This is a genomic window from Paeniglutamicibacter sp. NPDC012692, assembly GCF_042901625.1.
Taxonomy (GTDB): domain Bacteria; phylum Actinomycetota; class Actinomycetes; order Actinomycetales; family Micrococcaceae; genus Paeniglutamicibacter.
In genome coordinates this window covers 1,515,911-1,529,457 of the sequence record NZ_JBIBDE010000001.1, presented here as the reverse complement: position 1 = coordinate 1,529,457, position 13,547 = coordinate 1,515,911, and the positions used below count along the sequence as shown (strand labels likewise).

The 13,547-nt window shown below is 62.2% G+C and carries 15 protein-coding genes; 13 read left to right on the top strand and 2 right to left on the bottom strand.

Going from position 1 to position 13,547, the window contains the following annotated elements; translation table 11 throughout:
- Positions 1–195 precede the first annotated feature (195 nt).
- The 6 genes from ACFY5D_RS07145 (at position 196) to ACFY5D_RS07120 (ending at position 5,517) form a co-directional block, all read left to right on the top strand.
- Positions 196–1,344 carry an acetoin utilization protein AcuC gene (locus ACFY5D_RS07145; RefSeq protein ID WP_387527613.1) on the top strand — a complete coding sequence of 383 codons (1,149 nt, stop codon included), beginning with the start codon at positions 196–198 and terminating at the stop codon, positions 1,342–1,344.
- A gap of 55 nt (positions 1,345–1,399) precedes the next feature.
- Positions 1,400–1,849: an ArsR/SmtB family transcription factor gene (locus tag ACFY5D_RS07140; protein WP_387526955.1), complete on the top strand. Its 450-nt coding sequence runs from the start codon at positions 1,400–1,402 to the stop codon at positions 1,847–1,849.
- Between the two features lie 182 nt (positions 1,850–2,031).
- On the top strand, positions 2,032–3,375 hold the full coding sequence (gene gdhA / locus ACFY5D_RS07135; protein ID WP_387526952.1) for an NADP-specific glutamate dehydrogenase: 1,344 nt from the start codon (positions 2,032–2,034) through the stop codon (positions 3,373–3,375).
- A 379-nt stretch (positions 3,376–3,754) separates the two neighbouring features.
- Positions 3,755–4,867 (top strand): 3-deoxy-7-phosphoheptulonate synthase, encoded by a 1,113-nt coding sequence (locus tag ACFY5D_RS07130; protein WP_387526949.1) that lies wholly within the window; start codon positions 3,755–3,757, stop codon positions 4,865–4,867.
- Between the two features lie 194 nt (positions 4,868–5,061).
- The gene (locus ACFY5D_RS07125) at positions 5,062–5,274 is read left to right on the top strand and encodes a helix-turn-helix domain-containing protein (protein ID WP_387526946.1); all 213 of its coding nucleotides are present in this window, start codon (positions 5,062–5,064) and stop codon (positions 5,272–5,274) included.
- Between the two features lie 144 nt (positions 5,275–5,418).
- Positions 5,419–5,517: a 30S ribosomal protein bS22 gene (locus ACFY5D_RS07120; protein WP_003792170.1), complete on the top strand. Its 99-nt coding sequence runs from the start codon at positions 5,419–5,421 to the stop codon at positions 5,515–5,517.
- A 121-nt stretch (positions 5,518–5,638) separates the two neighbouring features.
- On the opposite strand, the gene ACFY5D_RS07115 is transcribed toward ACFY5D_RS07120, so the two are convergent.
- Positions 5,639–6,454 carry an HAD family hydrolase gene (locus tag ACFY5D_RS07115; protein WP_387526944.1) on the bottom strand — a complete coding sequence of 272 codons (816 nt, stop codon included), beginning with the start codon at positions 6,452–6,454 and terminating at the stop codon, positions 5,639–5,641.
- Positions 6,455–6,504: 50 nt separating this feature from the next.
- On the opposite strand from ACFY5D_RS07115, the gene ACFY5D_RS07110 reads away from it, so the two are divergent.
- Both ACFY5D_RS07110 and ACFY5D_RS07105 read left to right on the top strand, forming a co-directional pair.
- Complete coding sequence (locus ACFY5D_RS07110) at positions 6,505–6,759, top strand: glutaredoxin family protein (protein WP_387526941.1); 255 nt, start codon at positions 6,505–6,507, stop codon at positions 6,757–6,759.
- An 83-nt stretch (positions 6,760–6,842) separates the two neighbouring features.
- A complete protein-coding gene (locus ACFY5D_RS07105; RefSeq protein ID WP_387526938.1) occupies positions 6,843–7,553 on the top strand; it encodes a redox-sensing transcriptional repressor Rex in 711 nt (236 codons plus the stop codon).
- Between the two features lie 106 nt (positions 7,554–7,659).
- Here the strand turns inward: ACFY5D_RS07105 and ACFY5D_RS07100 are convergent, their stop codons facing one another.
- Positions 7,660–8,436, bottom strand: coding sequence for a hypothetical protein (locus ACFY5D_RS07100; RefSeq protein ID WP_387526935.1), 777 nt, complete (start codon positions 8,434–8,436; stop codon positions 7,660–7,662).
- Between the two features lie 269 nt (positions 8,437–8,705).
- On the opposite strand from ACFY5D_RS07100, the gene ACFY5D_RS07095 reads away from it, so the two are divergent.
- The 5 genes from ACFY5D_RS07095 (at position 8,706) to ccsB (ending at position 13,452) form a co-directional block, all read left to right on the top strand.
- On the top strand, positions 8,706–9,368 hold the full coding sequence (locus tag ACFY5D_RS07095; protein ID WP_387526932.1) for a histidine phosphatase family protein: 663 nt from the start codon (positions 8,706–8,708) through the stop codon (positions 9,366–9,368).
- A gap of 4 nt (positions 9,369–9,372) precedes the next feature.
- Positions 9,373–9,999, top strand: a complete 627-nt coding sequence (locus ACFY5D_RS07090; RefSeq protein WP_387526929.1) for a TlpA family protein disulfide reductase — start codon at positions 9,373–9,375, stop codon at positions 9,997–9,999.
- A 65-nt stretch (positions 10,000–10,064) separates the two neighbouring features.
- Positions 10,065–10,790 (top strand): cytochrome c biogenesis CcdA family protein, encoded by a 726-nt coding sequence (locus ACFY5D_RS07085; protein ID WP_387527610.1) that lies wholly within the window; start codon positions 10,065–10,067, stop codon positions 10,788–10,790.
- Positions 10,790–12,409, top strand: a complete 1,620-nt coding sequence (locus ACFY5D_RS07080; protein ID WP_387526926.1) for a cytochrome c biogenesis protein ResB — start codon at positions 10,790–10,792, stop codon at positions 12,407–12,409. Before ACFY5D_RS07085 ends, ACFY5D_RS07080 begins: the two co-directional genes overlap by 1 nt.
- Before the next feature lie 8 nt (positions 12,410–12,417).
- On the top strand, positions 12,418–13,452 hold the full coding sequence (gene ccsB, locus ACFY5D_RS07075) for a c-type cytochrome biogenesis protein CcsB (RefSeq protein ID WP_387526923.1): 1,035 nt from the start codon (positions 12,418–12,420) through the stop codon (positions 13,450–13,452).
- The last annotated feature ends 95 nt before the right edge of the window (positions 13,453–13,547 follow it).

The following is a 13,547-nucleotide window of genomic DNA, read 5'->3' as shown; positions in this document are numbered from 1 at the left end:
TCCGCGCCCCATGCCCCGCCGCCGTCCCCGTTCCGCGGCCGGCACCGGGCGTCCATGGATGGCCGGTGTCTTGGGCGAATGCGACGCATACATGAAGTGTCCCGGGTCCCGGCCCGGATGCCGATCGCGTAGCCTAAGGGGGTGCTAGACGTAACCGGACCCGTGCCGCCGACCCAGGTGATCTGGAGCGAGCAGATGATGGCCTATCGCTTCAGCGAAACCCACCCCATGCATCCGCTTCGGCTGGATTTGACCGCGCGGCTGTGCAGGGAACTCGGGCTTTTCGACAGGGAAAACGTCACGGTCGTCGAGCCGCACGTCGCCTCCGACGACGAATTGGCGGCGGTGCACGAGCGCGGCTACATCGCCGCGGTGCACGAGGTCAGCACCAACCCCGACGTCCCCAACGAGGCCCGCGGCCTGGGCACGGAGGACAACCCCGCCTATGCGGGCATCCACGAGGCCAGCGCCCGGCTGGCCGGCGGATCCATCGACGCGGCGGAGGCCGTCCTGGGTGAACGCGCGCTGCACGTCGTGAACTTCGGCGGAGGCATGCATCACGCGGCGGCCGGCAAGGCCAGCGGGTTCTGCATCTACAACGACGCGGCGCTGGCCATCGAGCGGCTGCTGGCGGGCGGCGTGCAGAGGGTCCTCTACATCGACGTCGACGCCCACCACGGCGACGGCACCCAGTCCATCTTCTGGGACGACCCCCGGGTCATGACCATCTCCATCCACGAAACGGGCATGTCGCTGTTCCCGGGCACCGGATACGCCAACGAGGTCGGCGGGCCCAACGCGGCCGGCACCGCGGTGAACCTCGCCATGCCCCCGCTGACCGGCGACGCGGCCTGGCTGCGCGCCTTCCACGCGGTGGTCCCGCAGCTCGCTGCCGCGTTCGGACCGGAGGTCATCGTTTCCCAGCACGGTTGCGACGGGCACAAGGACGACGACCTGTCCAACCTGCGGCTGAGCATCGACGGGCAGCGCCAGAACGCGCTGGACATTGCCGAGCTTGCCCAACGGCTCTGCGGCGGGCGCTGGATCGCCACCGGCGGCGGGGGCTACAACACCACCTCGGTGGTGCCACGGGCCTGGAGCCACCTGGTGGCCATCGCCTCGGGCAAGCCCGTCCCGCTGCGCACCCCCGTGCCGCGGCCGTGGCGCGAATACGTTCATGAACGGTACGGAATCTGGACGCCGGAAACCATGGGCGACGACGCCGAGCTGTGGTGGCGATCCTGGGAGGTCGGCTACGACCCCGCGGACCCGGTCGACCGCAGCATCATGGCCACCCGCAAGGAAGTCTTCCCGCTCTTCGGCCTGGACCCCTGGTTCGACTGACTAGGCGGGAATAGGCAAAGATGCCATTGCGCGTATATACGGTTAGGGTTATCCGGTGGCTCACGACGATATCTTCTCCGCATTGGCAGACCCCACCCGGCGCCAACTCCTTCAATCCCTGCGCGCCGAGTCGCGCTCGGTCGGTTCACTTGTCGAATCCCTCGGCGTTTCCCAGCCGACGGTATCCAAGCACCTGAAGGTGCTGCGCGAGGCCGGCCTGGTCTCCATGCGCGCCGACGGCCAGCGCAGGTACTACGCACTCGAACTTCCCACCTTCACCTCGCTGCAGGAATGGCTTGAGGCCTTCGTGCCGCCGGCTCCGGCCTTGGTTCTTGTCCCCGCCGGCGTGGAACAGGACGCAAGCCACAGCGAGGTCTCGCACCAGGCGACCGCCGCCGCGCAACAATTGGGGCGTTCCGTCGGCAGGGGCTTGGAACAGGTCACCGGACGCGCGCAGGACTTCCTGGAACGCCTACCCAAGCCCAAATTCGGCCGCAAGCGGTAGTGTCACCCGGCGGGCTGTTGCCCGCCGGACGGGGTTGAAACGTTACGCGCGGCTGGTTCATTGATTACGTCCGGTTGGGTTGCCGGGTGTGGTGCATGTCATTCTCAGGTTGTGGGGCAGCGTCGCCGGACATGGCGGTAGCTTGCCCCCGTGCCTGCCCCAAGTGATGAAGGAGATAAGACTTGGACCAGCATTTAGCAACCATCCGCGATGAAGTATTCCGTCGTAATCCCGGTGAAGCAGAATTCCACCAGGCGGTTACCGAGGTTTTCGAAAGCCTCGAGGCGGTTTCCCGCAAGCACCCCGAGTACGCCGAGGCTGCCATCCTGCAGCGTCTGTGCGAGCCGGAGCGCCAGATCATCTTCCGTGTCCCGTGGACCGACGATCAGGGCCGCGTGCAGATCAACCGCGGTTTCCGTGTGGAATTCAACTCCGCACTGGGCCCGTACAAGGGCGGACTCCGCTTCCACCCCTCCGTTTACCTGGGCATCGTCAAGTTCCTGGGCTTCGAACAGATCTTCAAGAACTCCCTGACCGGCATGCCCATCGGCGGCGGCAAGGGCGGTTCGGACTTCGATCCGCGCGGCAAGTCCGACGGAGAGGTCATGCGCTTCTGCCAGTCGTTCATGACCGAGCTCTACCGCCACATCGGTGAATACACCGACGTCCCGGCCGGCGACATCGGAGTCGGCGGCCGCGAGATCGGCTACCTCTTCGGCCAGTACAAGCGCATCACCAACCGCTACGAATCCGGTGTGCTCACCGGCAAGGGCATCAGCTGGGGAGGATCCCTGGTTCGTCCGGAGGCCACCGGCTACGGCGCTGTGATCTTCGCCCAGGAAATGCTCAAGACCCGCGGTGCCAGCTTCGACGGCCAGCGCGTTGTCGTTTCGGGTTCGGGCAACGTTGCGATCAACGCCGTCGAGAAGGCGCAGTTCCTGGGTGCAAACGTTGTTGCCGCCTCGGACTCCGCAGGCTACATCGTTGACGAACGCGGCCTGGACGTTGAACTGCTGCGCCAGATCAAGGAAGTCGAACGTGGACGCATCAGCGAATACGTCGAGCGCGCAGGTTCCAAGAAGGTGCACTACGTCGAGGGCGGCAACGTCTGGGACGTGAACGCAACCGTGGCGCTGCCGTGTGCAACGCAGAACGAACTCGACGATGTCGACGCCAAGCGCCTGATCTCCAGCGGCGTCATCGCCGTGGCCGAAGGCGCCAACATGCCGTGCACCGCAGCAGCCACCGCGCTGTTCCAGGACGCAGGCGTGCTCTTCGGCCCGGGCAAGGCAGCAAACGCCGGCGGCGTTGCAACCTCCGCGCTGGAGATGCAGCAGAACGCCAGCCGCGACTCGTGGAGCTTCGAGCACACCGAACGCCGACTGACCGAAATCATGGTCGGCATCCACGACCGCTGTGCAGCAACGGCCGATGAGTACGGAATGCCCGGCAACTACGTTGCCGGCGCAAACATCGCCGGCTTCGTCAAGGTTGCCGACGCGATGCTGGCCCAGGGCCTCATCTAACCGGGCACTTTGCACCGCCCACGGGGCGCCGTCGCGAAGGGGATTCACGTCCCCGTCGCCACGGCGCCCCGTGTCGTATCCGGCGGGTTGGGGTCCTTCAGCCCGTCACATACGTCATGGAATTGGGCATCGCGGCAGATTGTCTGTACATTGAACACCATGACTAATCGTTGGTATGCGTATTTTGTGTCGGCTCTGGAGGGGCCTAAGACGCGATAATTTCGCATACCCACCTTCAGAGCCGACAAGGGCCGCAAGCTATTGCTTGTGGGCCCTTCGCTATTTTCACCGTAGCGGCCCTGAAGAAATACGCAGCGATTGTCGGGGCCGCATCGAACGCTAGGCCCTCAGCTGGAGGGCCGGAATCGAAAGGCCCACCATGAACCCGAACATCCTGAACGCAGATGCACCGGCCCGCCCCAACACCAACGAGCGGGTGGTTTCCTTCACCGAGTTGCCGAGCCCCGCCGAACTGCTGAGCGAACTCCCGACGACCGATGCCCAGGCCTACAGGATCACCAGGGCCCGCCAAGAGGTACGCGCGGTACTTTCGGGGCTGGACCAGCGACTGCTGGTCATCGTGGGGCCGTGCTCGATCCACGATCCGGCCGCCGGGCTCGAATACGCAGCGCGCCTTGCTGCAGCCGCAAAAAAGCACGAGAGTGAACTGCTGATCGTCATGCGCAGCTACTTCGAGAAGCCACGCACCACGGTGGGCTGGAAGGGCCTGGTCAACGACCCGCACCTCGACGGAAGCCACGACATGGGTGCGGGGCTCCGGACTGCGCGTGAATTCATGCTGGCGGCCAGCGCCCTGGGCCTGCCCCTTGCAACGGAATTCCTGGAACCGTTGAGTGCCCAGTACCTCGCCGACGTCATCAGCTGGGGCGCCATCGGTGCGCGTACCACCGAAAGCCAAACCCACCGCCAGCTGGTCTCCGGGCTGTCCATGCCTGTCGGGTTCAAGAACGGCACGGATGGATCGGTGCAGGTGGCCATCGACGCATGCCAGGCGTCCTCGGCAGCCCAGTCGTTCATGGGAATCGACGAGTCGGGTCGCACGGCCGTTGTGCACACTGTGGGCAACCAGGACGCACACCTCATCTTGCGCGGCGGGGCGGCCGGGCCGAACTTCGGGGAAGGCGACGTCGCGGCCGCATCCGATGCCATGGCCAAGGCTGGCATGAACCCGCGTGTGATCGTCGATGCAAGCCACGCAAACTCGGGCAAGTCCCATGTCCGCCAGGCCGAGGTGATCACCGAACTTGCGGCTCGCATCGCGGCCGGGGACACGACCATCGCCGGTATCATGGCCGAAAGCTTCCTGTTGCCCGGCGCCCAGAAGCACGACCCGGATTCGGTGGAAGTGGGCACAGACGTGCTGGCGCAGCTGACCTACGGCCAGTCGGTCACCGATGCCTGCATGGGCTGGGAAGCAAGCTCAGCCGCACTTGAGGAATTGGCCGGCGCGGTTCGCGCCTCGTGGGCCTAAGGGCTCGCGCCGGCATACGCCCCATCGGCTCCATTGGAATACACGGATACCTGCCGTTCACTTTGGTCACATTAGCCACTAATGTGGGTGGCGGGGGAACAACAAGTACTTAGGAGCGTTGCTGTAACCAGGAACGACGACGGCAATTCAAACCGTCATGACTCCTTCATTGGGAAAGTCAGGAGCATCGGGTCATGGTTGAAGCGAAACACTTTGCCAATGCGAAATTCATGACGGTGGCCGAAGTCGCCGAGGTAATGCGCGTTTCAAAGATGACGGTTTACCGCCTGGTGCATTCGGGTGAATTGCCTGCCGTGCGTTTCGGCCGATCCTACCGCGTGCCCGAAAATGCAGTGGAAGACTACCTGCGTGCCGCCGGTCTTGGAAAAATTTCCGGCGCCGGATAGGCCCTTAACTTGCGTGGTGGTCAGAACCTGCCCGAGAAGCAGGTAATCTGTTAAGGAACGTTTAACGTCCAGTTGACTGCATTCTGGTGCTTTGGTGCCGAAGAAGTTGTAGTCGGCAATCGAATCAGTTTGTGAGGAACCACTATGGGCTCAGTTATTAAGAAGCGCCGCAAGCGTATGGCCAAGAAGAAGCACCGTAAATTGCTTCGTAAGACCCGCCACCAGCGTCGTAATAAGAAGTAAATGCCGATTCCGGTTCATCCGGATATTGAGCATGTAAAAAGGTGCGTTCCCCTCGGGGAACGCACCTTTTTGCGTGTGGCGGCAGGCCGAAAGAATTCGAGCACGAAGGGTGGGGCCGGCATCAAGGGCGGTGGCGCACAATTCCCAGGCTGCGCCACAGGCCCCAAACAACTCCCGAGACGCCCACGGCCTTCAACCCGAGGTTTGCAGCCTTGCGTCCCGTGCGAAAGTCATAGATCGGCCAATTTCGGTGTTTGGCGTGATGGCGCAACTTGGCATCCGGGTTGATCGCGACGGGATGCCCCACGGCCTCCAACAAAGGGATGTCGTTGTGGGAGTCGCTGTAGCCCCAGCAATCATCCAGCTCCAGGCCCATGGTCGCCGCCAGCTCCCGGACAGCTTCGGCTTTCGCCGGCCCGTGCAGGATCTCGCCGACCAGCCTGCCGGTGTACGCCCCCTGGACGTGTTCCACCGAGGTTCCCAGCGCTCCGCTGAGCCCCAGCCTGCGCGCCATGACCGAGGCGACCTCCAACGGGGTTGCCGTCACCAACCAAACCTGGCGCCCGGCGTGCAAATGCTGTTCTGCGATGGCACGGGTTCCCGGCCAAATCTTGGATTCGATGAACTCGTCGTAGATCTCATCCGCAAGTGACTGCATTTCGGCCACGGGGAAACCCTCCACCAAAGTCAATGCGCGATCCTGGATCGCCCTGATATCCCCGAGGTGCTCACCCCGGGCGGAGAAACGCAACTGGTGCAGAAGGAACCAGAGGATTTGGCGGAGCGAAAATGCCTTGTGCCGGTACATCTTGCGGGCCAGCGGAAAGAGGGATGCGCCGCGCATCATGGTGTTGTCCACGTCAAAGAAGGCGGCCATCGGGCGCAGCCTCGCAGTTTCCTCGTCGTCGGGCAGTATATGGGTTTGTGTGGCGGGCATCCCCACAGTCTATTGCACGCATTTTGTCGGGGAGCTGTAGCGTTGGATTCATGAGCACTGCGAAGACGCCCCATGAGATCACCTTGTTAGTCCGTTCCGGGTGCCACCTGTGTCATGCAGCCATGGAAACGCTGGACGAAGTCACCACGCGAATGGGCTACGACTGGCAGAGCGTTGACATAGATGAGCACGACGATCTCTTGGCCAGGCACTCAGAGGAAGTGCCGGTACTCCTGATCGATGGGAAAGTGCGGGATTTCTGGGTCATTGATGCGCAACGCCTCGAGTCATTGCTCAGCAACTGATTGGGGCCGTCGCCGTTCCAAACACTGGAATGCGCTTGATTGCGCCAAGGAGTAGATCGTAGGGTCATGAAAAGATCCAAGGAATGAGTCAGAGCACGATGCCAACCCCGCAACACCTTCCGGCAGACGATGGAGTCGAGCCGTCGGCAAGCCCCGTGACGGGCTCCCTGGATCGGATTCTTCCCGAGGCCACCCTGGCACGGCTTACCCAATACCTGCGGGCCCTGAACGCGCTTCAATCCCAGGGACAGACAAGAACCTCGTCCGGCCTCTTGGCCACGGAAGCTGGCGTCAATCCCTCGATCCTGCGGAAGGACCTTTCCCTGTTGGGTTCATACGGGACCAGGGGAGTGGGCTATGTCGTCACGGAGCTGGCGGAACACATTTCTAAGGCCATGGGCCTGACCCAGCAATGGCGTGTGGCGATCATCGGTGCCGGTAACCTGGGGCGCGCGTTGTCCGGATACGGCGGTTTCCGCAGCAGGGGATTTGAGGTTGTTGCGCTTTTGGACGCGGCGCCGGATGTCATCGGATCCAAGATCGGAGAGTTGACCGTTGCCGACACCAATGACCTGGCTTCGGTTCTCGAATCCACGGGCGCAAACATCGCTGTGCTTTCGGTTCCGGGCGCGGCGGCGCAGGTCCTGTGCGACAAGGTCGTTGAATGCGGGGTGCGCAGCATCCTGAGCTTCGCACCTGTCGTCCTGCAGGTGCCGGAGGGTGTCAACCTCCGGAAGGTCGATCTGGCAACCGAGCTGCAAATCCTGGCCTATCACGCGCAAAACATCGTTTAGGGCTTCATTGGCATTCGCGGCGAGCGAATGGCCCTGCCCTTAACCGGCGGAGGGTTCTTGAATGCGGGTTTCCCCGCATTCAAGAACCCTCCGCCGTGAATGCTCCTTATCGGTAGCCTGCTGCGCGGGCCGCACGTCGGGCGGCGATGTAGGCGCTGGCCGGACGCAGCCAGGCGAACACGACGCCGACCACGCCGACCAGGATGGACAGGATGGACAGGACCGTTCCGCCGAAGATGCCGAAGATCGAAAGCGCGGCGAAGACCGTTGCGAAAATGCGGGCGACGTTGCTTCCCTTGCGGATCATGAACGCCAGCAAGACGTAGATTCCCAGCGAAATTACGGAGAAGACGACGACCATGGTGTGCATGGCGCTGAGGAACGCATCGAGCGACATCCCGGTGTCCTGCCACATCTCGTCAAACTCAGGCGTCGCGGCAAGCTGCTGACGGATCAGGTCCGTGTCAAAGCCAAAGACCGCGGCGATCAACGACAGCATGCCTGCGGCGATGATGACCCAGAACGCGGTGTCGAGTTCCTTGGGGCGCTCGGTCGGCATCTGGGGTGCCGGGAAATTGCCCTGCGGCGGCACCGGGAATCCGACACCGTAAGGCTGTTGCCCATAGGGCGTCTGGCCTTGGGGCGCCTTGCCGTACGGGTTGGGGTTCTGGCCGTAGGGGTTCTGCCCGTAAGGGGTTTGACCGTATGGGTTGGGGTTCTGCCCGTACGGATTCTGCTGCGGGGCGCCGTACTGCGGAGCTTGGCCGTATGGAGGAGGAACCGGGGCGTTCGGATCCTGCGGAGCGACCTGCCCATACTGTGGCGGTGTCGGATTGGCAGGCGGGGTCTGCGGGTTCTCAGGTTCGTTCTCAGGTGTCGACATGACCTGCTCCTTCGGTTTGAAAATGCGTCTTACGCATCACAATATCCGCTGCCATCTGGTTTTATCCCCCTCCTAAAGGATGGTTTTTGAGGCGGACGGAATCCGACAAAAGTTCGTTGCTAGGCATGGAACTACCCGGGCCGTCGCGGGATTTTGGCCGCACGGTTGCTGTGAAATTACGGCACGACGGCCCAACTCGTGCTCCCGGACGTGGCGGGGATCAAGTTCCCTGTTTAGGTAACCCACCAAAGATTTGAGACACTTAAGGCATGTCGACTGCTACCGTTCACCTTCTGCGTCACGGCGAAGTGTATAACCCGGACAGGGTTCTCTACGGTCGGCTACCCGAATTCCATCTCTCCGACCTGGGCCATGAAATGGCACAACGAGCGGCAGAGTATTTCAAGGCCCAGCAAGAGGCCGGCGCGAACATCACCCACATGGTTTCGTCTCCGCTCGTTCGAGCCCAGGAAACCGCCAGCCCGACAGCCGAGGCGCTCGGGCTGGACATTGTGACCGATGATCGGATCATCGAGGCCGCCAACCGATTCCAGGGCCTGTCCCAGATCAAGCAACGACTGAAGGAACCAAAATACTGGTCCTACGTCGTCAATCCCTTTCGTCCTTCCTGGGGGGAACCCTACCGGGACCAGGTAGAACGAATGATGGCCGCCATTGTTGAACACCGTGATCGCGCGGTTGAACTTGGCGGTAGCGGGGCACAAGCCATTTTGGTCAGCCACCAGCTGCCGATTTGGGTCACGCGCCGCGCGGCCGAAGGCAAGGCCCTTTGGCACGACCCGCGGAAACGCGAATGCACTCTCACCTCCGTGACTAGCCTGGACTTTGAAGGTGAAAGTCTGGTCGCCGTCCGCTATGCAGAACCCAGTGTTGACCTCTTGGCCAACGCTGCGAACATTCCTGGAGCCTGAGATCATGACCGATCCCACTTCGTCCCAACCATCGCGTTTGGGACGGCGTTCTTTCTTGCGCGTAGCGATGCTTGCCGCAGCAGTGGTGCCGCTGGCAGCTTGTGTTGCCGAAGAAGACCCGCTGGCCAAGCAGGCCCGCGAAGGCAACAACAAGAACTACATCGCCGGCGATGGATCGGTCCAGGAATACGGCCCGGAGTCCCGTACGGAGCCTGTGGTCATCAGCGCCACCGCCTACGACGGATCGAAGATCGACTCGGCCGAATGGGCCGGCCAGGTCACGGTCCTGAATTTCTGGTACGCCGCCTGTGCGCCGTGCCGCATCGAGGCACCGCACATGGTTGAACTCAGCGACGAGTTCAAGGGCAAGGTCGGTTTCATCGGCATCAACGTCCGGGATGAGAAAGACGCAGCCGAGGCCTTCGAGCGGACCTTCGGCATCAAGTACCCGTCGGTGCAGGACACCCAGGGTGCAATCCAGCTGGCCATGACCAAGTACGTTCCGCTGCAGGCCGTGCCCACGACCTTGGTTCTCGACCGGCAGGGACGCGTATCTGCCCGCATCCTTGGTGTTGCGGAGAAGCCGACGCTCAAGGCCCTGATCAACACGGCCCTCACCGAGTCGTTGTGATAGCCCCGACGCTCGTTGCTGCGTTGGCGGTCCCGGCCCAGGGTAATCCCTTTGCCGAGATCATCATGGACGGTTCGTTGCTTCTTGCCGTTCCCGTCGCGATCCTTGCCGGGCTTGTTTCCTTCCTTTCCCCCTGCGTACTGCCGTTGGTTCCCGGGTACCTGGGCTATGTGACGGGACTTTCCGGGGCAGACCTGGCCGACCAAAAACGCGGCCGCATGGTCACCGGCATCGGCCTGTTCATCCTGGGGTTCACGGCCGTCTTCGTGCTCGCGGGAAGCATATTCTCCCAAGTAGCGGCTTGGATGAGATTTGAAGGCGCCTGGGTAACCCAGGCCCTCGGCGTGGTGGTCATCCTCATGGGCATTGTGTTCATGGGCGGTTTTTCCTTCATGCAACGCGAAGCCAAGATCCACCGCAAACCACCGGCCGGACTCTGGGGCGCTCCCGTCCTGGGCGTGACCTTCGGGCTGGGCTGGGCGCCATGCATCGGCCCCACCCTCGCCGCGGTACTTGCCATGAGCACGGGTCCCGACGCGAGCATGTCGAAGGGCGCATTGCTGACCTTCTTCTACTGCATGGGGTTGGGATTGCCCTTCCTCTTCATCGCCCTGGGCCTGCGCCGTGGAATGGGTGCAATGAAGTTCTTCCGTCGTCACCAGCTCGCGATCATGCGTTTTGGCGGCGGTCTACTTATCCTCCTGGGTATTCTCATGGCCTCGGGCCTGTGGGGCATCTGGGTCACACAATTGCAAGATTGGTTCGCCAACGAAGTCAGGTTGCCCATCTAATGGCAAAGCAAGATATGAAAAAAGACGTCGCGGTTCCGGCTCTCGGGGTCATCGGGATGCTTCGCTGGGCATGGGCCCAGCTCACCAGCATGCGCACGGCGCTGTTCCTCCTCCTACTGCTAGCCGTGGCAGCCGTTCCGGGATCCGTTTTCCCGCAGCGTGCAGTCAACCCCGAGCAGGTCGCGGCGTACCTGACCAACAAGCCCACCCTTGGTGCCTGGCTTGACCGTTTCCAGCTCTTCGATGTTTTTTCATCGGCCTGGTTCTCGGCAATCTACCTTCTGCTATTCATCTCGCTCATCGGTTGCATCCTGCCGCGCGTGAAGAAGCACGCGAAGGCCCTGCGAACCCCTCCGCCGCGCACACCGTCTCGCTTGAACCGGCTGCCGCAGAACGGCACGATTGAGATCGAATCGGCCGAAGCATCGGGAATCAGCAACGAGCAGATCATTGCCGACGCAACCAAGCTGCTGAAGAAGCGCGGCTACCGTGCCGAGGCACGCCCGGAAGGTGACAGCCCATCGGTGGGTGCCGAGCGCGGCTACAGCCGCGAAATCGGCAACCTGCTCTTCCACATTTCCCTGGTTGGGATTCTCGCCTCCGTCGCAGTTGGCGGATCGTTCGGCTACGGCGGGCAGCGCGTCCTGGTCGAGGGGGAGACCTTCGTCAACTCCCTCGTTTCCTACGACTCCTTCAAGCCCGGCACCTGGTTCAAGGAAGAGTCGCTCAACCCGTACTCGGTCAAGCTGGACAAGTTCAACATCACGTTCGACCGCGAATCCACGACCCACTTCGGACAGCCCATCGACTTCACCGCCGAGGTCGAAACGCGCCGCAGCCCGGATGCCCCGGTGCAAAAGGAAACCATTCGAGTCAACCACCCGCTGCGTATCAACGGTGCGGACGTCTACCTCGTCGGCAACGGGTACGCCCCCGTGGTGACGGTCCGGGATGGGCAAGGCAACGTATCGTTCAGCGGACCCGTCGTATCGGTTCCCCAGGACGGCATGTACACCTCGCTGCTGGTCATCAAGGCCCCGGACGCAAAACCGGATCAGCTTGGCTTCCAGGGGTTCCTGCTGCCCACGGCGATGACCGATGAGACGGGCTTTGCCATTTCCGGTGACCCGAACGCCATCAACCCGCAGCTGCAGCTGAACTCCTATTACGGAAACCTCGGCTTGGATGACGGGAACCCGCAGAACGTCTATGTACTGGAAACGGATCAGCTCAAGGAGCTGAACAACCGAAACCTCAAAGCCGGCGGCATTGTCTTGGGCGCCGGACAAACCTACGAATTGCCGGACGGTAAGGGGAGCATTTCCTTTGACGGCCTCAAGCGCTTTGTCGGCCTCGACATCAACTACGACCCGAGCAAGCGCCCGGTAGCTATTTTTGCCGGTCTGGCCCTCCTGGGCCTGGCCATCTCCCTCTTTACTCCACGTCGCCGAGTCTGGGTCAAAATCAAGACCTCGGTTGACGATTCGGGACGTGAAGAGCGGATAATCGAATACGGATTGCTGGCCCGTGGTGAAGACCCTCGCTTGGAATCGGAAGCGAAGGAATTGCGCAAGCTTCTTGAGCAGCAGTGGCCCGCCGTCGTGCGAGCCGGAGTCTAGGAGACCTTATGGGAAACAACCTGCCCACCATCAACGAGACGTTGGGGCAATACAGCGATCTGTTCATGTTGCTTGCAGCGTTCGTCTATGCGGTGGCGTTCATCGCCTTCGCCTGGGACCTGGCGAAGTCCAGCAAGCTGATCCGGGAAATTGATGCAGCAACGCTGGAAGCCGAAAAGAAGGTCCTAGTGGCGGCAGGGGCCGGAAAATCGACACCCGTCGCAAACACCCCGCGCGGTGAAGAGCTCGTCAACGATTCCATGGATTACGTCCCGGCGTCGGAGAAGCGCATGGCCGCGAAGGTCGCGGTCTCGCTGACCTGGCTCGGCGTGCTCATCCACGGCTTTGCCGTGGTCAGCCGAGGCATTGCTGCAGGCCGCGTGCCGTGGGGCAACATGTACGAGTTCCTTTCCACCGGTTCCTTCATCGTTGCCTTCGTCTTTTCCGTGGTGCTGCTCAAGAAGGACCTGCGATTCATGGGCACCTTCGTCATCGGCCTGGTGACGGTGATGCTCTGCGGTGCCACCATGGGGTTCCCGACTCCCGTAGCCCACCTGGTGCCTGCCCTGCAGAGCTACTGGCTGATCATCCACGTGTCCATCGCTGTGTCGGCCTCGGCGCTGTTCACCATCAGCTTCGCCATGAACGTTTTGCAGCTGGTGCAGCATGCCCGCGTTGAGGCCTTGGCCGCCGGCAAGAAGGACAAGTTCCCCTTCATGGGCCTGGTGCCGAGTGCGGGTGCCCTCGAGAACTTCGCATACCGCATCAACGCGGTTGCCTTCGTCATGTGGACCTTCACCGTCATGGCCGGTGCCATTTGGGCCGAGGCCGCCTGGGGACGTTACTGGGGCTGGGACACCAAGGAAGTCTGGAGCTTCGTGATCTGGGTTGTCTACGCAGGTTACCTGCATGCCCGTGCAACCGGTGGTTGGACGGGCGCACGTTCGGCCTGGCTGAGCATCATCGGCTACCTCTGCCTCGTCTTCAACTTCACCATCGTGAATATCTACTTCAACGGCCTGCACTCCTACGCCGGACTGTAGAAACCGGAATACCGAATGATGGCCCGCTGCTTCGCATTGCAAGCAGCGGGCCATCATTGCGTTAACGTCCCGGTGCTAGCGGGACGGGCGCCCGA